Annotated in this window: 22 protein-coding genes and 1 pseudogene; 11 read left to right on the forward strand and 12 right to left on the reverse strand. The window is 74.8% G+C overall.

The genetic code is table 11. The features are described 5' to 3' along the window. The first annotated feature begins 163 nt into the window (after positions 1-163). Complete coding sequence (locus ABD990_RS30510; protein WP_345384241.1) at positions 164-985, forward strand: lysophospholipid acyltransferase family protein; 822 nt, start codon at positions 164-166, stop codon at positions 983-985. Between the two features lie 430 nt (positions 986-1,415). Here the strand turns inward: ABD990_RS30510 and ABD990_RS30515 are convergent. Together ABD990_RS30515 and ABD990_RS30520 are read right to left on the reverse strand one after the other, a co-directional pair. Continuing rightward, positions 1,416-2,413: pseudogene (locus ABD990_RS30515) on the reverse strand (acyl-CoA desaturase). Between the two features lie 92 nt (positions 2,414-2,505). Further along, on the reverse strand, positions 2,506-3,888 hold the full coding sequence (locus tag ABD990_RS30520; protein WP_345384243.1) for a mycothione reductase: 1,383 nt from the start codon (positions 3,886-3,888) through the stop codon (positions 2,506-2,508). A gap of 61 nt (positions 3,889-3,949) precedes the next feature. Here ABD990_RS30520 and ABD990_RS30525 point away from each other — a divergent pair, with 61 nt between their 5' ends. Further along, positions 3,950-4,408 carry a GNAT family N-acetyltransferase gene (locus tag ABD990_RS30525; protein ID WP_345384244.1) on the forward strand — a complete coding sequence of 153 codons (459 nt, stop codon included), beginning with the start codon at positions 3,950-3,952 and terminating at the stop codon, positions 4,406-4,408. A gap of 105 nt (positions 4,409-4,513) precedes the next feature. Beyond that, entirely contained in the window at positions 4,514-4,921 is a 408-nt protein-coding gene (locus ABD990_RS30530) for a LapA family protein (protein ID WP_345384245.1), read from the forward strand. Positions 4,922-4,990: 69 nt separating this feature from the next. Here ABD990_RS30530 and ABD990_RS30535 read toward each other — a convergent pair whose 3' ends face one another. Together ABD990_RS30535 and ABD990_RS30540 are read right to left on the reverse strand one after the other, a co-directional pair. Beyond that, positions 4,991-6,373, reverse strand: coding sequence for a DEAD/DEAH box helicase (locus ABD990_RS30535; RefSeq protein WP_345384246.1), 1,383 nt, complete (start codon positions 6,371-6,373; stop codon positions 4,991-4,993). Between the two features lie 337 nt (positions 6,374-6,710). Next, complete coding sequence (locus ABD990_RS30540) at positions 6,711-7,304, reverse strand: dihydrofolate reductase family protein (RefSeq protein WP_345384247.1); 594 nt, start codon at positions 7,302-7,304, stop codon at positions 6,711-6,713. A gap of 67 nt (positions 7,305-7,371) precedes the next feature. Between ABD990_RS30540 and ABD990_RS30545 the strand changes: the two genes are divergently transcribed. Then, positions 7,372-8,436 carry a sigma-70 family RNA polymerase sigma factor gene (locus tag ABD990_RS30545; protein WP_345384248.1) on the forward strand — a complete coding sequence of 355 codons (1,065 nt, stop codon included), beginning with the start codon at positions 7,372-7,374 and terminating at the stop codon, positions 8,434-8,436. 17 nt (positions 8,437-8,453) lie between these two features. On the opposite strand, the gene ABD990_RS30550 is transcribed toward ABD990_RS30545, so the two are convergent. The 3 genes from ABD990_RS30550 to yaaA form a co-directional block, all read right to left on the reverse strand. Further along, positions 8,454-9,323, reverse strand: coding sequence for a serine protein kinase RIO (locus ABD990_RS30550; protein WP_345384249.1), 870 nt, complete (start codon positions 9,321-9,323; stop codon positions 8,454-8,456). A 381-nt stretch (positions 9,324-9,704) separates the two neighbouring features. Further along, the gene (locus ABD990_RS30555) at positions 9,705-9,863 is read right to left on the reverse strand and encodes a hypothetical protein (RefSeq protein ID WP_345384250.1); all 159 of its coding nucleotides are present in this window, start codon (positions 9,861-9,863) and stop codon (positions 9,705-9,707) included. A gap of 185 nt (positions 9,864-10,048) precedes the next feature. Continuing rightward, the gene (yaaA, locus tag ABD990_RS30560; protein ID WP_345384251.1) at positions 10,049-10,795 is read right to left on the reverse strand and encodes a peroxide stress protein YaaA; all 747 of its coding nucleotides are present in this window, start codon (positions 10,793-10,795) and stop codon (positions 10,049-10,051) included. Positions 10,796-10,999: 204 nt separating this feature from the next. Here yaaA and ABD990_RS30565 point away from each other — a divergent pair, with 204 nt between their 5' ends. The 7 genes from ABD990_RS30565 to ABD990_RS30595 all read left to right on the forward strand — a co-directional run bounded on the left by ABD990_RS30565 (position 11,000) and on the right by ABD990_RS30595 (position 19,824). Beyond that, entirely contained in the window at positions 11,000-12,310 is a 1,311-nt protein-coding gene (locus ABD990_RS30565) for a bifunctional o-acetylhomoserine/o-acetylserine sulfhydrylase (RefSeq protein WP_345384252.1), read from the forward strand. Beyond that, positions 12,307-13,452: a homoserine O-acetyltransferase MetX gene (gene metX / locus ABD990_RS30570; protein ID WP_345384253.1), complete on the forward strand. Its 1,146-nt coding sequence runs from the start codon at positions 12,307-12,309 to the stop codon at positions 13,450-13,452. The genes ABD990_RS30565 and metX overlap by 4 nt, the downstream gene beginning before the upstream one ends. Positions 13,453-13,462: 10 nt before the next feature. After that, positions 13,463-14,440, forward strand: a complete 978-nt coding sequence (locus ABD990_RS30575; RefSeq protein WP_345384254.1) for a GlxA family transcriptional regulator — start codon at positions 13,463-13,465, stop codon at positions 14,438-14,440. A 94-nt stretch (positions 14,441-14,534) separates the two neighbouring features. Then, positions 14,535-17,339 carry an AAA family ATPase gene (locus ABD990_RS30580; protein WP_345384255.1) on the forward strand — a complete coding sequence of 935 codons (2,805 nt, stop codon included), beginning with the start codon at positions 14,535-14,537 and terminating at the stop codon, positions 17,337-17,339. 67 nt (positions 17,340-17,406) lie between these two features. Continuing rightward, complete coding sequence (locus ABD990_RS30585) at positions 17,407-18,249, forward strand: alpha/beta fold hydrolase (protein WP_345384256.1); 843 nt, start codon at positions 17,407-17,409, stop codon at positions 18,247-18,249. Further along, positions 18,246-19,043, forward strand: coding sequence for an alpha/beta hydrolase (locus tag ABD990_RS30590; RefSeq protein ID WP_345384257.1), 798 nt, complete (start codon positions 18,246-18,248; stop codon positions 19,041-19,043). The genes ABD990_RS30585 and ABD990_RS30590 overlap by 4 nt, the downstream gene beginning before the upstream one ends. Beyond that, a complete protein-coding gene (locus ABD990_RS30595; protein WP_345384258.1) occupies positions 19,036-19,824 on the forward strand; it encodes an MBL fold metallo-hydrolase in 789 nt (262 codons plus the stop codon). Before ABD990_RS30590 ends, ABD990_RS30595 begins: the two co-directional genes overlap by 8 nt. Here the strand turns inward: ABD990_RS30595 and ABD990_RS30600 are convergent. From ABD990_RS30600 to ABD990_RS30620, 5 genes are all read right to left on the reverse strand, one after another. Next, entirely contained in the window at positions 19,808-20,449 is a 642-nt protein-coding gene (locus tag ABD990_RS30600; protein WP_345384259.1) for a Dph6-related ATP pyrophosphatase, read from the reverse strand. The genes ABD990_RS30595 and ABD990_RS30600 overlap by 17 nt on opposite strands. Positions 20,450-20,453: 4 nt before the next feature. Continuing rightward, positions 20,454-21,023: a VldE C-terminal domain-containing protein gene (locus tag ABD990_RS30605; RefSeq protein WP_345384260.1), complete on the reverse strand. Its 570-nt coding sequence runs from the start codon at positions 21,021-21,023 to the stop codon at positions 20,454-20,456. A gap of 47 nt (positions 21,024-21,070) precedes the next feature. Then, positions 21,071-22,351, reverse strand: a complete 1,281-nt coding sequence (locus tag ABD990_RS30610; RefSeq protein ID WP_345384261.1) for a phosphodiester glycosidase family protein — start codon at positions 22,349-22,351, stop codon at positions 21,071-21,073. Positions 22,352-22,463: 112 nt separating this feature from the next. Continuing rightward, the gene (locus tag ABD990_RS30615; RefSeq protein ID WP_345384262.1) at positions 22,464-22,898 is read right to left on the reverse strand and encodes a PPOX class F420-dependent oxidoreductase; all 435 of its coding nucleotides are present in this window, start codon (positions 22,896-22,898) and stop codon (positions 22,464-22,466) included. Between the two features lie 96 nt (positions 22,899-22,994). Next, positions 22,995-23,834 carry a mycofactocin-coupled SDR family oxidoreductase gene (locus ABD990_RS30620; RefSeq protein WP_345384263.1) on the reverse strand — a complete coding sequence of 280 codons (840 nt, stop codon included), beginning with the start codon at positions 23,832-23,834 and terminating at the stop codon, positions 22,995-22,997. Positions 23,835-23,936: the final 102 nt, after the last annotated feature.

A 23,936-nucleotide genomic window follows, 5' to 3' on the forward strand; every position in this document is an offset into this window, starting at 1 on the left:
CACTCCAGGCGGGTCGAGATCCGTAGTCCCCCCGATCCCACCCGATCCCGTGGCGTGTGTGCTGGGAGACGTGTCACACCGGGGACATCCTCACCCGACCCGGGCCCGGCCGCCCGTCGGCCGTGAGCGAGGATCGGGAGGACCGCCGACCGATGGAGGAGACGTGACGAGTCCCGCGCCGGACCTGCCGCCGCCGCTGACCGCCCGCCGGCGCGTGCTGCTGACGCTGCGCCGCCGACGTCGGGGCTCGGGCTTCTGGTTCGGGCTGGCCATCGAGGTGATCTGGCCGTTCGTCATGCTCTTCACCAAGCTCGGCTGGTCGGGCGGGGAGCGGATCCCGCGCACCGGCGGGGTGCTGATCGCGGCCAACCACGTGTCGTCGTCCGACCCGATCTTCGACACGGCGTTCGTGATCTCGCACGGGCGCATGCCGCGATTCCTCGCCAAGTCGGAGCTGTGGGACGTGCCGATCGTGCGCTCCGTCCTCGGCAAGGGCGGGCACATCCCGGTCTACCGGCAGTCCACGCGCGCCACGGACGCCTACAAGGAGGCCGTCGCGGCGCTCGAGCGCGGCGAGGTCGTGGTGTTCTACCCGGAGGGCACGTACACGGCCGACCCGGCGGGCTGGCCGATGAAGGCGAAGAACGGCATCGGGCGGATCGCGGTGATGACCGGGGTGCCGGTGATCCCGCTGGCGAACTGGGGGACGCAGGATTTCCTGCCGCGCGACGGCAAGCCCTCGCCGTGGCCGCGGAAGCGGGTCAGCGTGGTGGCGGGGCCACCGGTCGACCTGTCGGCCTACATCGGCAAGCCGCGGACCAGGACCAACCTCGACGGCGCCACCGCGGCCATCATGTCCGCGGTCACGGAGCTGGTCGGGCAGGTGCGGGGGGAGACGCCACCCGCACAGCCCTACGACCCCGCCTCCGCCCCCACCCCCGCAGGCCCTCCGCAGCCGGTCGCGGAGCCTCCCGCCGCGAGCTGAGGGCTGCGCCGGGTGATCGCTCGTCGCGGTGCAGGGCGGCCGTGGGTGGCCGGGAGGTACCGCGTGTGCCAATCACGCCCGAGCGGCCCGGAGCACGCGCAGGCGACCGCTCCGAGTGCTCGGCGCATCTGCCACTGATCGCAGCAGCCGCCAGCCGGTCCGCCGCGGCGACCAGCAGCCTGCCCAGCTCGGCGGAACCGGCCCGGCCCATCGATCGTCGGAAGGCGCTCAGCACCGCCGGGAACGAGACGTGCTTCTGCAGCGCGCGGTCGAGGAAGGTCGGGCCGTCGGGAAGGGCGAGCGTCGTCTGCAGAACGGTGAGAGCGGGTGCCGTGACGGCGAGGCCGCGGTCGATCACGCGGTCCCGAGGATCGAGGTCGCGCCGGGAGACCCGACGCGCATCTCGCCAGCGGCGATGCGCGGCAGGCGCTCAGGCCGCGGAGGGGTCCTTGGCGAGGCGGTCGAGGCGCTTGGTGGTGGGCCAGCGGACCGCGGTGGCCCACCCCAGCTTCTCGAAGGCGCGGATGGTGATCGCGGAGAGGTCGATCTGGCCCTTGCGGACACCGTGCCGGGCGCAGGTGGGGTCGGCGTGGTGCAGGTTGTGCCAGGACTCGCCGAAGGAGAACACGGCCAGCCACCAGACGTTGGCGGAGCGGTCCCGGGCGGCGAACGGGCGCTCGCCCCACATGTGGCAGATGGAGTTGATCGACCAGGTGACGTGGTGCAGCAGCGCCACCCGCACCAGGCCGGCCCAGAACAGCGCGGTGAGCGCACCCCACCACGACCACGTCACCAGCCCACCGAGCAGCGCGGGGACCAGCAGGGTCAGCACGCTCCACAGGCCGAACAGCGAGTCGACGCGGCGCAGGTCCTCGTCCGCCAGCAGGTCCGGGGTGAAGCGCTCCTCGTTGGTGAGGTTGCGGTCGAACAGCCAACCGGTGTGCGAGTGCCAGAAGCCCTTGGCCAACGCGCGGGTCGAGGTGCCGAAGAGCCAGGGGGAGTGCGGGTCGCCCTCCTTGTCGGAGAAGGCGTGGTGCCGTCGGTGGTCGGCGACCCACTTGATCACCGGGCCCTGCATGGCGAGGCTGCCGGCGAGTGCCAGCGCGATCTTCAGCCCCCGGGTGGCCTTGAAGGAGCCGTGCGTGAAGTAGCGGTGGTAGCCGACGGTGATGCCCAGCCCGCTCAGCACGTAGAACACGGCGCCGATGACGACGTCCGACCAGCCGAGGAACCCGACGGTCACCGCCAGCGGGATCGCGGCCAGCAGCGCGACCAGCGGCGTGAACACGAAGACGTAGACCCGATCTGCTGCGGCAGGCCGCGCGTCCCGGCGAGGACGGGCTTGGCTCCGGACCGCGCCGCGGGTGGCGTCTGCGCGTCCTGCGTCTGCGAGGCCTGGGTCTGCTCGGGCTGCGCGGCCAGGGTCATGCGGGTCCCTCGTGTGTCGGTCTGCGGCCGGGGAACCCCGGCGCGGTGATCGGCATTCTCAGGGTAAGGGTGGCCTCATCGGAAAGGCGAGATCAGATGTCGAGGCCGAGGAGCGCGTTCTCCACCACCTCCGGCAGCGCCGGGTGGATCCAGTACTGCCCGGTGGCCATCTCGCGGGCGTGCAGGCCGAAGGACATGGCCTGGATCAGCGGCTGGATCAACGACGACGCCTCGGGCCCCATCAGGTGCGCGCCGAGCAGCCGCCCGGTGCCCCGCTCCGCGATGATCTTGCAGAGGCTGGTGGTGTCCTCCATGGCCCAGCCGAACGCGACGTCGCCGTACCGCTGGACCTTCGTCACGTAGTCGATCCCCGCCAGGCGGCACTGCTCCTCGGTCTTCCCGACGCTCGCGACCTGGGGGTCGGTGAACACCGCGGAGGGGACGAAGCGATGGTCGATCTCGATCGGGTCGTCCGGGTGCAGCAGGTTGTGCCCCACGACCTTCGCCTCGCGGTTGGCGACGTGCTTGAGCTGCCAGGGCGAGCTGACGTCGCCCAGCGCCCACACCCCCTCGGCGCTGGTGCGCTGGAAGCGGTCGACCTCGATCCGGCCGTCGGAGTGGGTGCCGATCCCGGCCGCCCCGAGGTTCAACCGGTCGCCGTTGGGGACGCGGCCCGCGGCGACCAGCACGACGTCCGCCTCGAGCGTCTCCCCGTCGTCGAGCGCCAGCTCGATCCCCTCGGCCGTCCGCGCGGCCGACCGCACCTGGGTGCTGAGCTTGACGTCGATGCGCGAGCCCCGGACCGCGAGGTCGGTGTAGGCCCGCGAGATGGTCTCGTCGTGCGACTTGAGCAGCCGGCTGCCCCGCACGACCAGGGTGACCTTGCTGCCGAGCGCGGAGAAGACGTGTGCGAACTCGGCGGCGATGTAGCCGCCGCCGATCACCGCCAGTCGCCGCGGCAGCTCGTCGATGCGCATGACCGTGTCGGAGGTCTCGTACGGGATGCCCGACTCGGCGATGACCGGCGGGATCATCGGTCGCCCCCCGGCCGCGACGACGACCTGGTCCGCCGTCAGCTCGTCCGCGCCGGACCCGTCCGTACACTCGACGCGGAGGGCCCGTGGCCCGGTGAACGACGCGTGCCCGAAGTACACCGTGACGTTGGGGCTGCGCGCGACCCGGTACTCCCGGCCGCCGGCCGAGATCGGGTCGATGCGCCCGAACACCCGGTCCCGGATGTCGGTCCAGCGGATCTTCTCGATGCTGGCGTCGACGCCGTACTTCGCCGCCCGCCGGACGTGCTCGGCGACGTCGGCCGCGTAGACGTACATCTTCGTCGGGATGCACCCGACGTTCAGGCAGGTGCCGCCGAAGACGCCGTGCTCGACGATGGCCACGTCCTTGTCCGCGTACCGCTCGTCGACGAACGTGTTGCCGGACCCGGTACCGATGACGACGAGATCGTGGTGGCGCACGGGACGAGGCTAATCGCCCGCGCCCACGTCGGCTCGACCGGAAGTCTGGTAGGCACGGGCCATGACCGAGACCGCCGCGACGCTCCGCCGATCCTGGGCCCTCGACCTCGACGCCGCCACCCTCTACGAGCTGCTCCGGCTGCGCGTCGACGTCTTCGTGGTCGAGCAGGCCTGCCCCTACGGCGAGCTCGACGGACGGGACCTCGAGGAGCGGGCCCGCCACTACTGGCTGACCGGCCACGGCGAACCCGGGGCGATCCTGGGGACCCTGCGGCTGCTGAAGGAACCCGACGGCGGCTACCGGATCGGGCGGCTGTGCACGGCGAAGAGCGCGCGCGGGCGGGGGCTCGGGAAGCAGCTGATGGACGCGGCGATGGCCGAGGTCGGGGACGGGGCGTGCGTGCTCGATGCGCAGGAGCATCTCGCCGAGTTCTACCGCGCCTACGGCTTCGAGCCGACCGGCCCCGCCTACGACTGGGACGGTGTCGCCCACCTGCCGATGCGGCGTCCGGCACGCTGAGGATGCGCCTGCACGGGTGAGCCCGGGATCCGGGCGAACCGGTCGGCGCTGCGCGATACTTCCCGCAGCCGGGCAGCTCGTGCCCGGAGCGTGTGAGGGGACGTCATGAGCGACGAGCAGGTCCGGACGAACGGGACCGGGTCGTCCGACGAGAGGGAGACCGCGTCGGTGGTGCCGTCGGCGGCGCCGGAGGCCGACACCACGGTGGCCGTGCCGGGCGACCGACCGGCGACGCCGCCACGGACCACGCGGACAGGGGCGGGCCGAACGAGGATCAGCGGGATGTGGGTCGGGCTGGTCCTCTCCGCGATCGTCCTGCTGTTCCTGCTGGTCTTCATCCTGCAGAACCTGAACCCGGTGCAGATCCACTTCCTCGGCGCCACGGGCACCCTGCCGACGGGCGTCGCGCTGCTCTTCGCCGCGATCGCCGGGGTGCTGCTCGTCGCGATCCCGGGCAGCGCGCGGATCGTGCAGCTCCGGCGCGCGGCGAAGAAGGGACGTCGGGCGCTGTAGGCCGGTCGGGGCCGCGGGCCACGGGCGGCGCCCCGTGGTCAGGGCGCGCCCGCTGTCGGACGGCGGTGCTCAGGCGGCGGTGCGGGGGCTCCCGCCGCGTCCACCCCGCCGGCCGCCGGACCGCTGGCCCCGGGACGAGCCGCCCGACCGGGCCTGACCGGAGGCAGGTGCCCCGCCCCCGGAGCCGCGGCGACGCCGTCCGGTACCGGCGGCGGGCTGCTGCTGCGGCGGCTTCGGCGCCTCGACGGGGACGCCGCTGGGCTGCCGCGCCCCGGTGACCTCGACCAGCGAGACCGAGCCGGGGGCCGCGTCGGCCACCTCGGGGGTGACGCCGGCCTGCCGCATCAGGGTGTCGACGTCGCGCCGCTCCGCATCCGTGACCAGGGTGACCACCACGCCCGACTCCCCGCCCCGGGCGGTGCGGCCGGCGCGGTGCAGGTAGTCCTTCGGATCGCCGGGCGGGTCGACGTGGACGACGAGGCTGACGTCGTCGACGTGGATGCCGCGGGCGGCGACGTCCGTGGCCACCAGCACCGGGATGCTGCCGTCCTTGAAGGCGTCGATCGCGCGGTTGCGGGCGTTCTGCGCCTTGCCGCCGTGCAGCGCGCTGGCCTGCACGCCCTCGCGGCGCAGCTGCTTCACCACGCGGTCGGCGCCGTGCTTGGTGCGCACGAAGAAGATCGTGCGGCCCTCGCGGGCGGCGATCTCGTGCACGATCCGGTTCTTGTCGCCGCGCTCGACCATGAACAGGTGGTGGTCCATGGTTTCGACGGGCGCGGCGGCCGAGGCGACGGCGCGGGTGACCGGGTCGTGCAGGTAACGGTCGACCAGCGTGGACACCTCGTTGTCGAGGGTGGCGGAGAACAGCAGCCGCTGGCCGTCGGCCGGGGTGCGGTCGAGGATCCGCCGGACCTGCGGCAGGAAGCCCATGTCCGACATGCGGTCCGCCTCGTCGATCGCGGTGATCTCGACGGCGGACAGGTCGCAGGTGCCCTCGTTCAGGTGGTCGGTGAGCCGGCCGGGGGTGGCGACGAGCAGGTCGACGCCGCGGGCGAGCGTGTCGATCTGCCGGTTCATCGACAGCCCGCCGACGACGACGGCCTGCCGCAGGTGCAACGCCCTCGCGAAGGGCTCCACGGCATCGACGACCTGCTGCGCCAGCTCACGCGTCGGCACCAGGACCAGGCCGCGTGGACGGCGGGCCTGGGCCCGGCCGCCGGCGAGGCGCGCGACGAGCGCGAGGCCGAACGCGAGGGTCTTGCCGGAGCCGGTCTGGCCGCGACCGAGCAGGTCCCGGCCGCGCAGGGTCTCCGGGAGCGTGGCGGCCTGGATCGGGCGGGGCTCGGTGAAGCCCTCGGACTCCAGGGCGCGCAGCACCGGCTCGGGCAGGCCGAGCTCGGCGAAGGTGGGCAGCCCGGCCTCCGGAGCGGTCCAGAGGACTTCCTCGGGCATGACGGGCGTGCGGGCCGCCCGGAGCGGGCGCTGCTGCGGGGCGCCGGAACGGCGACGTGGTGCGCCACCGGAACGGCGGGGCTGCTCCGCACGGCGGGCAGGGCGGCGGGACGGACTGGTCACGAGACCTCCGGGACGTTGGCACGTCACACGGAGCGGTCGGCGGCGTTGCGCGGCCGGCACGGGGACGAGCCCGGGCGCGGCTGGTGGGGAGCACGCCCGACGAATGGTGCAGGAACGCGGGCACGAGTAGGTGGCCCGCGGGGTCACCGATGATCCTACAGGACTCGCGCCGTCCGGCGGCGTCGCCGAGGGGTGTGCTGGCCCACCGTGACCGTCAGGGGCGCCGGTAGGTGAGCAGTGCGAGGTCGTCACCGACGGTGCGGACCCCGACGAGCCGCAGGTGCGTCGTGGTGTCCCCGAAGAGGCGCCTCCCGGCCCCGAGCACGACGGGGTGCACGACGAGCCGCAGCTCGTCGACGAGGTCGTGCTCCAGCAGGGTCCGGACGAGCCCGGCGCTGGCGTAGACGACCACGTCGCCGTCCACGTCCCGCCCCAGCGCCGAGACCTCCTCCACCGGGTCGCCCCCGAGCACCGTCGCGTTGCTCCAGCGGGGCTCGTCGAGGGTCGCGGACACGACGTACTTGCGCAGGCCGTTCAACCGGTCCGCCCACTCGCCGGTCCGGGCCGGCCACCGCGCGGCGAACCAGTCGTCGCTGCGCCGCCCCAGCAGCAGCGCGTCGGCCCCGCGCGCCTCGGCGAGGGCGAGCTCGGCCCAGGCCTCGCGGTCCCCGGCGCTCATCCGCAGGAACCAGCCACCGCGCTCGAAACCCTCCTCGCCCGTCGGGTCCTGGACGACTCCGTCGAGCGAGACGTGCTCGCTGACGACGATCTTCCCCATCGTGTTCTCCCGGGTCGGTGTGGTCGGCATCCTCTGGATGGGACACCGCGACGTCCGCGGAAGGGGCGCCCCCTTCGTCCACCGGAATGTGTCCGTCATGGCAGGGCGAGTGGCAGGGGGTGACGCGGTGGTGGCGGTCGATCTGCTGTCCCGGGCGCGCGCCGGTGACGGGGCGGCGTTCACGGCGCTGACCGAGCCGTACCGCCGTGAGTTGCAGGTCCACTGCTACCGGATGCTCGGGTCGGTGCACGACGCCGAGGACGCCCTGCAGGAGACGCTGCTGGCCGCCTGGCGCGGGTTCGCCGCCTTCGAGGGACGCGCGTCGCTGCGTACCTGGCTCTACCGCATCGCGACCAACCGGTGCCTCAACGCGCGGCGGTCGGCGAGCCGGCGCCCGGCGGCGGCGTGGGACGTCCCCGGCGTCGAACCGCCCGAACCGACCCGGCTCGGCGAGGTCACCTGGCTCGAGCCGTTGCCCGACGCCCTGCTCGACGGCGTCCCCGACCGGAAACCCGGCCCCGAGGCCCGGTACGAACGTGCCGAAACGGTGTCGCTGGCGTTCGTCACCGCCCTGCAGACCCTGCCTCCGCGGCAGGTCGCCGTGCTCGTCCTGCGCGATGTGCTCGGGTTCCGCGCCGACGAGGTGGCGGAGATGGTGGACTCGACGGTCGACGCGGTGAAGAGCGCGCTCAAACGCGCCCGCGCCGGCCTGCGGAGCCGGCTGCCGGCGCCCGGCGAGCACGAACCGCCGCCCGCTCCCGGCTCGCCCGCGGAGGCGGCGACCGTGGCGGCCTTCGTCCGGGCGTGGGAGTCGGCGGACCTCGACGCACTGGTGGACCTGCTGACCGAGGACGTCTTCCTCGCGATGCCCCCGGTGCCCTTCGAGTACCGGGGCCGCGATCTCGCGATCCGCTTCTGCGACGGCCTCTTCCGCGCGGGCCGCAGGTTCGATCTCGTCCCCGCCCGCGCGAACGGGCAGCCGGCGTTCGGTGCCTACCTGCGCACGGGTGACCGGCGGGGTGCCGGCGTCTACGTCCTCACCCTCACCGGCGCCCGGATCGGCGCCATGACGCGCTTCGACGAGAGCGCGCTCCGCGCGTTCGGGCTCCCGCCGCAGCTCCCGGGCCGGTCGACGAGCGGTGCCCCCGCCCACGAGACGTGAGCGGGGGCGCCGTTCGCTCACCCCAGGCCGGCCTCGGCGACGAGCTCGTGGAAGAGCTCCTCGCCGGCGGAGTCCGGCAGGCCGCGGGCGGTGAACCACTCCGCGACACGCCGGACGTCGCGGACAAGGAAGTCTGCTCCGTGCGGGTTGCCCACCAGGTCGACGACCTGCGGCAGGTCGATCAGCACCAGCCGGCCGTGGTGCACCAGCAGGTTGTAGGCGGACAGGTCGCCGTGCGCCCAGCCGTGCCGGGCCAGCCCGCGCAGGGCCTCGACCAGCTGCTCCCACAGCTCGGCCAGCTCGGGGCCCGACGGACGGAGCTGGGCCAGCCGAGGCGCGGCCCGTGTCCCGTCCCCGACGAACTCGAGCAGCAGCTCGGTGCCGTCGAGCTGGACGGGATAGGGAACCGGCAGCCCGGCCGACCACAGCGTGGCCAGCGCCGCGAACTCCGCGGCCGCCCACTGCCCGGACAGCAGCTCGCGGCCGAACGCGGTCCGGTTCGTCATCGCCCGCATCTCCCGGGAGCGGCGCACGCGGCGCCCCTCCTGGTAGCCGGCGTCGCGGTGGAACATCCGGTGCTCGGCGGTGCGGTACCGCTTGGCGGCCAACAGCACCCCGGGCGAGCCGGACACGCCGCGCTCGACGAGGTGGACGTCGGCCTCCTTGCCGGTCTTGAGCACGCCGAGCTCGGTGTCGACCGCGGCATGCGCGGTCTCCACCCAGGCCGGGCGGGGCTCGGGGCCCTGCTGGGCCCCGGTCCAGGTGGACCAGCGGTCGCCCGCGGGCGGGAGGTCCGGGTCCTCGTGCAGGTGGACGGGGTGGGGGACGTACTCGCCGTCGTACTCGTCGTCGAAGCCACGACGGCGCTTGGGCATGCGCTCGCGCATTTGAGGAAGGTTCTCCTGACGTGGGGTGAACACCCCACGCGAGCGACCTCAGCGCGGGGTGCGGTGGTGGCCGGAGGGCGCGCCGGAACGCGCCGCCACCCGGGCGGCGGTCGTCATCGGGGCACCTCCTCCACGTCACGTCGGTCGGGGAGAGGGTCGCGCAGGACGTGTGGCGGGGTCAACCGGTTTCCGTGCCCCTCGTAGTCGCACAGGACCGGGCGGCCGACGCGGACGGCGAAGTCGGCCAGCTCGCTGCGGATCGGCTCCCAGGCGCCGGTGAGCCGGCGCTGCCGCTCGCCGCGTCGACGGGCGCTGCACCGTCCGAGCAGCCGGCCGGCGCGAGGACCGCGGGCGCCGGCCCCGCGGTGCGGGCGCGCCCGCTCATCCCTGCACCCACCACGGGGGAACCAGCGCGCGGTAGACGTCCTCGAACACCGCGACGTCCGGCTCCCCGGGCAGGTCCAGCCAGCCCTGGATCGCCCCGACGGTGCCCTGCGCGACGAACCGGGCGGCGGTGTCGGCGACGGCCGGGTCCGGCACCCCGGGGACGTGCAGCGGCAGCCGCAGCCGGCCGGCCCGGATCAGCCGCCGGCCGGACCTGCCGACTCGCGGAAGTGAGGGCGCGACTCGCGGAAGCTCGGAGCGCGACTCGCGGGAGCTGAGGGCGCGACTCGCGGGAGCTCGGAGCGCGACTCGCGGGAGCAGAGGGCGCGACTCGCGGGAGGTCAGGCGGGAATGACCAGGTCGAGGTGGTTCTCGCTGCGCTCGACCACGTGGCCGGCGCGGCGGGCGATGCGCGCGACCGCCGCCGCGTCGGCCGGCTCCGCCCGACTGCTCACGAGCAGCCGCGCCAGTCCGCCCTTGTGCGACTTGTTGTGGTGGCTCACCAGCGAGCGCGAGCCGTCGGGGCGGGCGGCGAGCACGGTGACCGTGACCGCGCCGGGCACCCGCGCGAGCTGCGCGTACGCGCCCGACCGCAGATCCACCACCAACCGTTCCGAAGCCAGCCTCGCCAGAACGGGCTCCAGCACCGGCTTCCACCGCACCGCCAGCGTCCCGCCCGCGGGGAGTTCCGAGCCGGCCGACAGCCGGTACGCCGGGATCGGGTCGTCCGCGTGGAGCAGCCCGAACAACGCCGATCCCACGGCGAGCCGCTCCCGCGCCCGGCCGGCGGCGGCCCCGCGCATCGATCCGACGTCGAGCGCGTCGTAGAGCACACCGGTGTACCGGGTGATCGCCGGTGCGGTGGGGGAGGTCCACAGGGCGGCGTTGCGCTCGATCTCGTCGAGCTGCCGCTCCGACAGGCCGAGGGCCGCCCGGCAGGCGGGGACGTCGTCGGCCAGTCCGACCAGCTCGTCGACCAGCGCCTTGCGGACGGGGTCGAGCTCGGGGTGGCTCAGCGCCGCGAGATGGAGCGGCGGCCCGTCACCTCCGGCCCGCTTGGTCTCCGACGGGGGCAGCAGGACGAGCACGCCCGGCAGCCTAGCCGCCGGGCCGAGGGCCACCCGGACCGGTGTTGTGCCGGTATGACGACCCCGTTACCGTCGCCATCGTGATCCGCCTCGTGGCCCGTCGCCATGTCGACTTCATGCGCGTGACCAGCGCGGCCTGTCGCCCGCGCGGCTGACCCACCTCCCCACGCGTAGCCCCCGAAAGATCACCTCAGGAGACCCCGCATGCCCGAGAACGACCCCACCGCCGCCTGGTCCTTCGAGACCAAGCAGGTCCACGCCGGCGCCTCCGCCGACCCGACCACCGGTGCCCGGGCCACCCCGATCTACCAGACGACGTCGTACACCTTCCGCGACACCGACCACGCCGCGGCGCTGTTCGGCCTCGCCGAGCTGGGCAACATCTACACCCGGATCATGAACCCGACCCAGGACGTCCTGGAGCAGCGGATCGCCGCGCTCGAGGGCGGGATCGGGGCCGTGGCCGTCGCCTCCGGACAGGCCGCGCAGACGCTCGCGATCCTCAACATCGCGCAGGCCGGGGACCACTTCGTGTCCAGCGCCTCACTCTACGGCGGCACGTACAACCTGTTCCACTACACGCTGCCGAAGCTGGGCATCGACGTCACGTTCGTCGAGGACCCGGACGACGCCGAGGAGTGGCGCGCCGCGGTCCGCCCGAACACCAAGGCCTTCTACGCCGAGACCATCGGCAACCCGCGCAGCAACGTGCTGGACATCCGCGCCGTCGCCGACCTGGCCCACGAGGCCGGCGTGCCGCTGATCGTCGACAACACGGTCCCCACCCCGTACCTGGTCCGCCCGTTCGAGCACGGTGCGGACATCGTCGTGCACTCGGCCACCAAGTTCCTCGGCGGGCACGGCACGAGCATCGGCGGCGTGGTCGTCGACTCCGGCAACTTCGACTGGGGGGCGCAGGCGGCGAAGTTCCCGGGTCTGACCACCCCGGACCCGAGCTACCACGGCCTCAACTACTGGGAGGCGCTCGGCCCGCAGTCCTTCCTGATCAAGTTCCGGGTGCAGCTGCTGCGCGACCTCGGCCCGGCGATCGCCCCGCTGAACTCCTTCCTGTTGATCCAGGGCATCGAGACGCTGTCGCTGCGCATCGAGCGGCACGTGCAGAACGCCCTCGCGGTGGCCGAGTGGCTCGAGGCGCGGGACGAGGTGGAGCAGGTCTACTACGCCGCGCTGCCGTCGAGCCCGTGGCACGCGCTGCAGCAGAAGTACCTGCCGAAGGGCGCGGGCGCGGTCGTCGCGTTCGACATCCGCGGCGGCGTCGAGGCCGGCAAGAAGTTCGTCGACGCGCTGGAGCTGCACAGCCACCTCGCCAACATCGGCGACGTGCGCAGCCTGGTGATCCACCCCGCGTCCACCACCCACAGCCAGCTCTCCGGCGAGGAGCAGCTGTCGACGGGCGTCGGCCCGGGCCTCATCCGGCTGTCGGTGGGCCTGGAGGGCATCGAGGACATCAAGGCCGACCTCGACGCCGGGTTCCGGGCCGCGAAGAGCGCGTGACGACCACGGATCCGGAGACTCTGCTCCCTCCCGCCACCGGAGCGTGGCGGGAGGGGACGGATCCCGGCCGTCGCCGCTTCCTGGACCTCCCCGACCCGCTCCCGCTGGAGGCGGGTGGGGAGCTCACGGGTGTCCGGCTCGCCCACGAGACCTGGGGCGAGCTCGACGCCACCGGGTCCAACGCGGTGCTGGTCCTGCACGCCCTCACCGGGGACTCGCACGTCACCGGCCCGGCCGGACCGGGGCACCCCACCGCCGGCTGGTGGGACGGCCTGATCGGGCCGGGCCGCCCGCTGGACACCGACCGGTTCTTCGTGGTGGCGCCGAACGTCGTCGGCGGCTGCCAGGGCACCACGGGCCCGGCGTCCACGGCGCCGGACGGGCGGCCCTGGGGCAGCCGGTTCCCGCTGGTCACCGCCCGGGACACGGTCCGGGCCGAGGTCGCGCTGGCGGACGCGCTCGGCGTGGGCACGTGGGCACTGGTCGTCGGCGGATCGATGGGCGGCATGCGCGCGCTCGAGTGGGCCGCGACCGAGCCGGACCGCGCGGCCCGGCTGATGCTGCTGGCCTCGCCCGCGGCGGCCTCGGCCGACCAGATCGGCTGGGCGGCCCCGCAGCTCGCGGCGATCCGCGCCGACCCGGGCTGGCTCGGCGGCGACTACCACCACCTCCCGGCGGGGTCCGGGCCGCACGCCGGCCTGGGCGTCGCCCGGCGGATCGCGCACCTGAGCTACCGAAGCGGCATCGAGCTGGCCACCCGCTTCGGCCGCGAGCCGCAGACCGGCGAGGACCCCTTCCAGGGCGGCCGCTACGCGGTCGAGTCCTACCTGGACCACCACGCCGCGAAGCTGGTGCACCGCTTCGACGCCGGCTCCTACGTGCGGCTCACCGAGCTGATGAACGCCCACGACGTCGGGCGCGGGCGGGGCGGCACGGCCGAGGCGCTGGCCCGGGTCACGGCCCGCACCACCGTCGTCGGGATCAGCTCGGACCGGCTCTACCCGGTCTCGCAGCAGGAGGAGCTGGCCGCGGGGATCCCCGACGCCGAGCTGCGGGTGATCGAGTCCCCCTACGGCCACGACGGCTTCCTCATCGAGTCCGAGGCCGTCGGCACCCTGGTCGAGGACCTGCTCGCCCGGTAGACATCCGGCCATGAGCCCGCGCACCGTCGTCCTGCTGGCCTTCGACGGTGCGCAGGTCCTCGACCTCACCGGCCCGGCCGAGGTGTTCTCCGCCGCCGACGCGATCGCCGGCGGCGGCGCCTACGAGGTGCGGGTCGTGTCCCCGCACGGGGCGGACGTCGTCGGCGGGTCGGGACTGCGCATGGGTGTGCAGGGGACGATGGGAGAGCACACCGGGCCGCTCGACACCGTCGTCGTCCCCGGGTCCTACGCGTTCCGCGAGATCATGCTGGCCCCCGACGTCCTCGACGCCCTGCGGGACGGCGCGGACCGGTGCCGCCGGGTCGCCGCGGTGTGCGCCGGTGCCTTCCTGCTCGGGGCGCTCGGCCTGCTCGACGGCCGGCGCGCCACGACCCACTGGATGTTCCTCGACGAGCTGGAGCGGGCCTTCCCCGCGGCCGACGTGCAGCGCGGCCCGATCTTCGTCGAGGACGGGCCGCTCTACACCTCCGCCGGCGTCACGGCGGGCATCGACCTGGCCCTCGCCCTGGTCGAGGCCGACCACGGCCCGGAGCTGGCCCGCGAGGTCGCCCGGTACCTCGTGGTGTTCCTGCAGCGGCCGGGCGGCCAGGCCCAGTTCAGTGTGCGGCTCGAGACCGGCGCGACGCGCAACGCGACCGTGCGCGCCCTGCTCGACGCCGTCGTCGCGGAACCGGCGGCCGACCACCGGCTGGCGGCGCTGAGCGCCCGCGCCGGCTTCAGCGAGCGGCACCTGGCCCGCGTGTTCCTCCGCGAGATCGGCACGACGCCGGCGCGGTACGTCGAGCAGGTGCGGATCGAGGCGGCCCGCTCCCTGCTGGAGGCCTCCGACCTGCCGCTCGACGCCGTCGCCCGCCGGGCCGGGTTCGGGTCGGCCGAGGCGCTGCGCCGGGCGTTCACCCGCGCGTTCGGCATCGGCCCCACCGACTACCGCCTCCGCTTCCGGACGACGGGCGTGCGGGTCGGCTGACCGGCCGCATGTCCTGATCCACGACCTCCGTGTCCTTGTCGGCGGGCCGGTGGCCTCGGCAGGCTCGGCGCGGGTGGGGGTGGAGGGGGAAGCCGTGCTGCTGGGACGGGAGGTCGAACGCGCCCGGCTCGAGGACCTGGCCGACGCCGTGGCCGCGGGCGGGTCGGCCGTGCTGCGGCTGGTGGGGGACCCGGGCGTCGGGAAGACCGCGTTGCTCGGCCACGCCACCGGTGCCGCCGCGGAGCGCGGGCTCCGCGTGGTCCGGATGGCCGGCGTGGGGTCCGAGAGCGCCCTGCCCTTCGCCGGGGTGCAGCGGCTGCTGCTCGCACTGCGCGTGCCCGTCGAGACCCTGCCCGCGCCGCAGCGCGAGGCGCTGAACCTGGCGTTCGGGCTGGTCGCGGGCCCGCCGCCGGACCGCTTCCGGATCGGCGCGGCCGTGCGCGTCGCCGTCGAGGCCGCGGCGGCCGACGGCCCGCTGCTGTGCTGCGTCGACGACCTGCAGTGGATCGACGCGGACTCGCGCGACGTCCTCGCCTTCACCGCGCGCCGGCTGCACGAGGACGGGCTCGGGCTGCTCCTCGCGGAGCGCACGGCCGAGCCCGGCCCGGTGGACGGCCCGTTCGACGACCTGCCCTGCCTACCCGTCGGCGGCCTGCCCCGCGCCGCCGCGATCGACCTGCTCGACCGCGTGCTCGGCCGCCCCGTCGACCCGCCTATAGCCGAGCGAATCGTCACGGCCACGGCCGGGAACCCGCTGGCCGTCGTCGAGCTCGCCCCGTCCCTGTCCGGGCACCAGCTGGTGGGTGGGACGCTGCTGCCCGAGCCGCTGCCGATCGGCCCGACGCTCGAGCGCCACTACCTCGGGCGGGTGGGCGCGCTGCCGCCGGACACCCGGACCTGGCTGCTCGTCGCCGCCACCGCGGGGTCGGGGGAACCCGGCCTGGTCGGCGCGGCCGCCGCCGTGCTGGGTCTGGCCGCGGACGCCGCCGAACCCGCCGAGGAGGCCGGGCTGGTCCGGCTCGACGCGCGGGCGGAGTTCCGGCACCCGCTGGTCGCCGCCGCGGTCTACTCCGGCGCCCCCGCCGGCGACCGCCGCCGCGCGCACCGGGCCGTCGCCCACGCCTTCGGCACCGGCACGATCGGGCACGCCTGGCACCTCGCGGCGGCGACCGTCGGCCGCGACGAGCAGGTGGCCGCAGCGCTGGAGGAGGCGGGCCGGCGGGCGGCCGGGCGCGGCGGGCAGGCGGCGCGCGCCCGCTTCCTGCAGCGCGCCGCGGAGCTGACCCCGGAGGGTCCGCGCCGGACGGACCGGCTGCTCGACGCCGCCGAGTCGCTCACCGCGGCCGGGTACCCGGCGCGGGCCGGGGAGATCGTCGAGGTGCTGCCCGTCGAGGAGCTCACGGGCGCGCGCCGCGGCCGGGCGCTGCTGGCCCGGGCGGAGGTCCGGCTGGTGTCGGGGGTCGCGGACCGGGTGCGGGCGGCGCCGGCGGTGTGCCTGGCGGCGGCCGACGCCTTCGCCGAGGTGGACCCGGACCGGGAGGTCGCGGCCCTGCTGCGGGCCGTCGAGCTGCTGCTCACCGTCGAGCACGAGGTCCTCGGCACGACGACGGCCGAGCTGGCGGCCCGGGCCCTGCGCAGCACCCCGAAGGGGCCGGAGCTGCCCGGACTGCTGCTCCGCGCGATGGCGACGCTGGCCCTGCGGCCCTACGCGGAGGCCGTCGGGTCGCTGCGTCGCGCGTGCAGGGCGTTGCTCGCCGCCGGACCCGAGGCGGCCCTGCGGTACGTCATGATCGGCGTCGCGGTCACCACCGCCCTGTTCGACGACGCCGCGCGCGACCGCCTCCTGCGCCGCGCCGCCGAGGAGGCCCGGCGGGTCGGCGCGCTGCAGGTCCTGCACTCGGTGCTGTGGATGCACTCGCAGACCGCGGCGGCCCTGGGGCTGCCGCGCGCCGCGAACGCGCTGCTCGACGAGTCCCGCGCGGCCGGCCGGGCGATCGGGCTCTCCCCGGTGGTCGAGGCCATCCACACGAACGTGACGTGCCGGGCCTGGGAGGGCGGCGCCGGGTCCGCCGACCTGCGTGCCGAGCTGGCCGCCGCCGGCGCGTTCGCCCGTGGCATCGGGATGATCGGGATGGGGACGATCGCGGACCACGCCCGCGTGGTGCTCGACCTCGCCGACGGCCGCGTCGCCGCGGCCCACGAGGTCGCCGCGGGCATCCGCGAGGCCCGGTTCCTGCAGGTCGGCAACCTGGTCCTGGGTGACCTGGCCGAGGCCGCGGCGTTCGCCGGGAGGTCCGCGGAGGCGGCCGCGGCCGCCGCGGACCTGGCCGGGATCGCCGAGGCGAGCGGCACCGACCTGGCGTGCGGGCTCGCGGCGCGGGCCCGGGCCCTCGTCGCCGCCCGCGAGCCGGCAACGGGGCCCGACGTCGTCGAGGCGGCCTTCCGGGAGTCGGCCCGGCGCCTGGAGCGGACCCTCGCCGCGGGCGAGCTGGCCCGCACCCGGCTGCTGTACGGCGAGTGGCTGCGCCGCGGGAAGCGCCGCCGGGACGCCCGGGCCGAGCTGCGAGCCGCGGCGGAGGCGTTCGACGCCCTGGGCGCGGCCGGGTTCGCCGCCCGGGCCCGCCGGGAGCTGCGGGCCACGGGAGAGCACGCCGCGCACGGGCCGCTGACCCCGCAGGAGACGTCGGTGGCGGCGCTCGCCGCGCGCGGCGCGACCAACGTCGAGATCGCCGCGCGGCTCACGCTGTCCCGGCACACCGTCGACTACCACCTGCGCAAGGTCTTCCGGAAGCTCGCCGTGGCCGACCGCCGGCAGCTCGCCGCCCGGCTCGCGGCCCCGGACGGGACCACGCACCGGACTCCGGACGGGACCACGGACGGGACTACGCATCTCACGTGATTCGGACCCGCGGCCGCCGCGGCCACGGTGGGTCCGCCGACCGGAGCCCGATCCGAGGAGCCGCCCGATGCCGACCGTGACCACGCCCGACGGGGCCGAGATCTTCTACAAGGACTGGGGCGAGGGGCCACCCGTCGTCCTCGCGCACGGCTGGCCGCTGCAGGCGGACAGCTGGCAGGCCCAGCAGCTGTTCCTGGCGGCCAACGGGTTCCGCGCGATCGCCCACGACCGCCGCGGCCACGGGCGGTCGACGCAGACCTGGCACGGCAACGAGATGGACACCTACGCCGACGACCTCGCCTGCCTGGTCGACACCCTGGACCTCCGGGACGTCGTGCTCGTCGGGTTCTCCACCGGCGGCGGCGAGGTCGCGCGCTACGTCGGCCGGCACGGCACCGCCCGGGTCCGCGGGCTGGTGCTCGTGTCGGCCGTGCCGCCCTTCATGCTGCGCACGGACGACAACCCCGGCGGCGTGCCGATCGAGGTCTTCGACGAGATCCGGCGCGGCAGCCTCGCCGACCGCAGCCAGACCTACCGCGACCTCGCCGACGGCCCGTTCTTCGGCGGCAACCGGCCGGGGCAGGCGCCGTCGCAGGGCATCCGGGACGCGTTCTGGCTGCAGGGCATGCAGTCCGGGCACCGCAACGCCTTCGAGTGCATCGCCGCCTTCTCGGCCACCGACTTCCGGCCGGACCTCGACGCGGTGAGCGACGCGGGCCTGCCGACCCTGGTGATCCACGGCGACGACGACCAGGTCGTGCCGATCGACGTGGGCGGCCGGGCGTCCGCGGACCGCGTCAAGGGGGCGACGCTGACGGTCTATCCCGGCGCCCCGCACGGCATCACCGACACCCACGCCCAGCGGCTGTCCACCGACCTGCTGGCCTTCTGCCGGGAGCTCTCCGCATGACCGACACCATCGTCCTGATCCACGGTTTCTGGGTGACCCCGCGCAGCTGGGAGAACTGGGTCGCGCACTACGAGAAGCGCGGGTTCCGCGTGCTCGCCCCCGGCTACCCCGGCTTCGAGGTGGAGGTGGAGGCGCTCAACGCCGACCCCGCGCCCGTCGAGGCGATCACGATCCCCGGCATCGTCGAGCACCTGGAGTCCGTGGTGCAGGCGCTCGACACGCCCCCGATCCTGATCGGGCACTCCGCCGGCGGGGTGTTCACCCAGCTGCTGATGGACAAGGGGTACGGCGCCGCGGGCGTGGCGCTGAACTCGGCGCCCACGGAGGGCGTGCCGGTGGTGCCGGTCAGCCAGGTGAAGTCCACGTTCCCGGTGCTGAGGAACCCGGCCAACCGGAACAAGGCGGTCCGCTACGACTTCGAGCAGTGGAACTACGCCTTCACCAACACCTTCCCCGAGGCCGAGGCCCGCGCGCTCTACGAGCGCTACGCCGTCCCGGTGTCCGGGCACATCCTGTTCGAGAGCGCGCTGGCCAACCTGATCCCCGGCCACCAGGGGACCTGGGTCGACTACGGCAACGACGACCGCGCGCCGCTGCTGTTCGTCGCGGGCACCGAGGACAACATCATGCCGCCGAAGGTGCAGTGGTCGAACGCGAGGCACTACCGCTCGGACAAGACCCTGACCCGGGTGGTCGAGTTCAGCGGCATGCCGCACCTGCTGCCCGCGGCGCCGGGCTGGGAGGACGTCGCCGACTACGTCCTGGCCTGGGCGCTCCGCAACGCCCGTGCCTGAACCCTCCGACACCCCCCTGCGGCTCACGCACGTCGGCGGCCCGACCCTGCTGATCGAGGCCGCCGGCCTGCGGATCCTCACCGACCCGACCTTCGACCCGCCCGGCCGGCGGTACGGGTTCGGCTGGGGGACGTCGTCGCGCAAGCTGGCCGGTCCGGCCCTCGACCCGGAGGAGCTGGGGCCGATCGACGCGGTCCTGCTCAGCCACGACCACCACGCCGACAACCTCGACGACCGCGGCCGCGCCCTGCTCTCCGGGGTCGGCACCGTCGTCACCACGCTCCCCGGGGCGCGACGGCTGGGCGGCGGAGCGCTCGGGCTCGCACCCTGGGCGTCCACCCGGATCGGAGACGTCGGCGTCGATGTCGGGGTCACCGCGACCCCCTGTCGGCACGGCCCGCCGCTGAGCCGGCCGGTGGCGGGCGCGGTGATCGGCTTCGCGCTCGCGCTCCCGGACGGCGTGCTGTGGATCTCCGGGGACACCGTGCCCTTCCGCGGCACCCGCGAGGTGGTGCGGCGACTGACCGTCGACGTCGCGGTGCTGCACCTCGGCCGTGTGCGGTTCCCGGTCACGGGGCCGTTGCGCTACAGCATGAGCGGGGAGCAGGCCGTCGCGACCTGCCGCGCGCTGCGGCCGCGGGTGGTGGTCCCGGTGCACTACGAGGGCTGGTCGCACTTCCGGGAGGGCCGGGCCGAGGTGGAGCGGGCCTTCGCCGCCGCGCCCGACGTGCGGGACCGCGTCCGGTGGTTGCGGCCGGGGGAGGTCACGGTCGTGGACTGAGTTCCGCGACCACCATCCCGTCCCGCTCCCCGGAACCGGTGACCGCGACGGGCACGGGCGTGCGGAAGCCGGGGCCGTCCGTGACGAAGGTGTGGAACTCGCCGTTCTCCCCGCACGGGTCGACACCGTCGGGCAGGGCGGCGAGGAACTCCTCGTCGAACGCGTGCCCGGCCAGGCCCGCCGGTACCCGGGCCGGGTCGACGGAGACGACGACGGCGCGCAGCCCGGCCGCGATCATCTCCCGGGCGAGGGGGCCGGTGGGCCTGCCCCACAACGGGAACTCGGGCGTGAGACCGGTACCGGCCAGCGTGCGCTCGCGGTAGGCGCGGATGTCGGCCAGGAACAGGTCGCCGTAGACGATCGTGTCCGCGCCGGTCGCGCGGGCGGCAGCGAGGGCGGCACCCGTCCGTCGCTCGTACTCCGCGTTCGGGCACGGCCAGGGCAGCTCGACGACGTGCAGGGGGAGGCCCAGCGCCGAGGCCTGCGCCTCGACCAGCTCCCGCGGCACGCCGTGCACCGGGACCCGGCCGGTCGAGACCGTGGTGAACAGGCCGATGACGTCCGGCCGCAGCCCCAGCGTGTAGGCGCCGTCCTTGCCGCAGGACCAGCTCAGCCAGGCGACCACCCGGCTACCGTCGCACGGACACGTGGACGTGGTCGAAGTGGCCGCCGGTGGCGTCCGACGGGTCGTAGACGCCGCCGCCGTTGTACGGGCGGCCCCAGCCTCCCTCGTCCGCGAAGAACGCGCTGCGGTACCAGATCCGGCCCTGCCAGATCACGTACCGCACGTCGAGCTCGGCGGCGTTGTCCCGCAGCCAGTTCGCGACCGCCCACCCGGTCTCCAGGTCGGCGCCCTCGGGGAAGGTGCCGGCGCGGGTGGGGAAGAAGTCGCAGGCCCGGCCCTGCGGATGGTCGCTGGAGGGGTTCCACTCGTGCGCGCTCCAGCAGGTGGTGCCGCGCAGCCGGTTTCCGAACTCGGCCACGGCCCGCTCGTGCAGCGCCAGCGTGGCCGGGGTCAGGCAGCCCCCGCTCGTGGGGTCGTCGGCGATGCAGCCGGGGGAGGGCTCGGGGGCGACCCGCTCGCGGATCCGGTCCGCCGCGTCGAACCGGGCGAGCGCCACGACGGCCACGGCGGCCAGCGCGAGCGCGAGCAGCGCGGCCACGATCCGGCCGCCGGGGCGGGTACGGGTATGGGGCACGCGGCGCTCCTCGGTCCGGAATGTCCGGTGCCGAGTCTACCGGGCCCCTACCCGGCGTAGATCCCGATCCCGTTGGGCACCAGGCGTGGCGAGGGGTCCGACGGGTCGTTGACCACGGTCGTCGCCGCGGCGCCGTCCTTGCGGTAGGCGAGGGTGGAGGAGCCGCCGCCGTCGAGGTTGACGGCGTCGTCCAGGCCCAGCTCGCGCAGCAGGTTCGAGAACTGCAGCAGGGTGGCGCCGACGCTGTCGGACTGCCGGCCGTCCACCGTCACGAGGAGCATCCGGCGCCCGTCCGCGGTGGCCCCGGCACCGCTGCGCGGGGCGCGGGCGCGGTCGTCGAGCCGCTCGGTGGGGGCTCCGTCGCGCAGGATCGGGCTGCCGCCCACGGCCATCCGCGGTGCGACCCCGCTGGCCGGCACCAGGGCGTAGTCCACGCGCACCCGGTCACCGACCTTCAGGCCGCGCAGCGCCACCGCCCCCTGCTCGCGCCCGACGAGCGCGGTCTCCTCCGGGGGCAGCCGGCCCGGGCCGGGCGCGCGGACCGCCGTCACGGCCCCGTCGCGGACCACGACCTCGGCGGTGTCGGCGGCGCACGGGGCGTCCCGGTCGGTGTCGGAGCCGCAGAGGGTGCGGGCGCGGTCGACGTCCCCCCAGTCGGAGGTGAACACCCCGATCCCGTTCACGGGCACCGCGTGCTGGTTGAGTGCCACGATCGGCAGGGAGTCCTGTTCGGTCGCACCGGTGTAGGAGACCCGCTCGATCCCGGTGCGGCGGACCTCGCCGCGCAGCGGGAGCCGGTCGACCCGGGCCACCCCGTCCGTCCCGACGGCGAACACGTAGTCCATCTCGGCGCCCGGCACGGCCGGGGCGGCGCGGCGGCCCTGCGGCACGGCGGCCTTGAGGAAGCGGCCGTCCCGCACGGCCGGACCGGCGGGCGCGCTGGTGCGGCCGATGTCGAAGAAGTCGCCGTTGATCCCCGCGACGGCGCCGCTGCCGTCGGCCATGCCCTTGACCGGTGCCCGGGCGGCGACGGCGCCGGGCGTGAGCAGGTCGGCCCGCACCCCCGGCGCCGTCAGGTCGACCTCCACGACGTCGCCCATGACCTTGCCGGCCGCGGTGGTCGTCGTGATGTCCCGGTGCGTGACGCCCGGGGCGACCTCGACCGCCTCGCCGAGCGACTCGACGATCCGCTCGGGCTGCTCGGGCGGCGGCGGGGGAGGGGGAGGGACGAGCGGCTGAGCGCCCGCGGCCGGTGCCAGCAGGACCAGCCCGGCACCGACCGTGACGAGCAGTCGCCCGACCGTGGTCGACAGCTTCCCCATCCGCATGTCCGCTCCCCCCGGTGTCCGTGTCCGGGAGGAATGCGACCACGAGGAGCGAGGAACTCCGAGGACGCGACGCGGCGTTCACTCCGCGGTGGAGGAATGTGCCCGTGTCGGGTTACCGGATGCGGGCGCCGTAGACCCTCTCGACGGTCAGCGCCATCAGCACGCGCCGGTCCGCGACCATGACCGTGCGGTACTCCGCCCAGTCCGGGTGCTCCCCGGCCGCGGCCCGGTAGTAGTCGACCAGCGCCTGCACCTCCGGCCCGTCCGGGTCCGTGCCCGGCCCGGTGAGCGTGGCCGTGCCCTCGGCGGTGGCCCACCCCCAGCCGTCCGCGCTGGTGACCTCGAGGGCGGCCCGCGGGTCCCGCCGCAGGTTGGCCGTCTTGGCCCGGCCCTCGGTCATCGAGACGTAGAGGATGCCCGCGTCCCGGTCGTAGAACGGGGTGACGGGGGAGAGCTGCGGCCGCCCGTCCTTCTTGAGGGTGGCGAGCACCCCGAGCCGGCTCTCGGCGAGCAGCGCGTGCGGGTCGAAGTCCGTGGCGTCGGTCATACCCGGCCCAACCAGGCCCCCGCAGCTCCCATTCCGCCGAGCGTGGTGAGTGGTGCCGGAGCACCGCTCACCACGCACGGGGCGACGGGGCTGCGCCTACACCTTCTCGAGGAACCCGAGGTCCACGGCGAGGGTCTGGCCGGTGACGTAGCGGGACTCGTCCGAGGCCAGCCAGAGCACGGCGTTGGAGATGTCGCGCGCCTCCACCCAGGGGTGCGGCATCGTGTGCAGCGCCTGGAAGGCCTCGCCGTAGCGCTCCCGGGTGAGCTCCTCGGGCTTCGCGTCGGGCAGGAAGAGCTTGTACATCGGCTCGTTCTGGATCATGTCCGTGTCCACGGCGGTGGGGTGCACGGTGTTGCACCGGATCCCGTACTGCGAGACCTCCTGGACCATCGTCCGCATGATCCCGACGACGCCGTGCTTGGCCGCGGTGTAGTGGACCATGTTGGCGAAGCCGCGCAGCCCGGCCGTGGAGCTGGTGAGCACCAGCGACCCGCCCTGGCCGCGCTCGATCATCGAGGGCAGCACGGCCTTGAGGGTCCGCCACACGCCCGTGACGTTGACCGCGAGCATCTCGTCCCACATCTGGTCGGTCATCTCCCACGCGGGCGCGTAGCTGAAGATGCCCGCGTTGGCGCACACGACGTCGATGTGCCCGAACTCCGAGAGGCCCGCCTGCACCGCGGCGTCGAGCGCGGCCGAGTCCCGGACGTCGGCCTCCCGGGTGACGACCCGCCGGTCCAGTTCCTCGATCAGCTTGGCCGTCTCGGCGAGGTCCTCCGGCCGCGACATGCTGTACGGCACGGACTCGATCTGCGCGCAGAGGTCGACGGCGACGATCTCCGCCCCCTCCTCGGCCAGGCGCAGCGCGTGCGAGCGACCCTGCCCGCGCGCCGCCCCGGTGACCAGCGCGACCTTGCCGTCCATGCGTCCCATGGGTCCACCACCGTCCCGATCGATCCGACGGACCGGCCACGCCGCCGGTCCCGCTCCCGACGCTAGGCAGGCGCCCCGACGGCGCGGAGGTCTCACTCTGAG

Origin of the sequence: Pseudonocardia yuanmonensis, assembly GCF_039542425.1 — a bacterium.
GTDB lineage: Bacteria > Actinomycetota > Actinomycetes > Mycobacteriales > Pseudonocardiaceae > Pseudonocardia > Pseudonocardia yuanmonensis.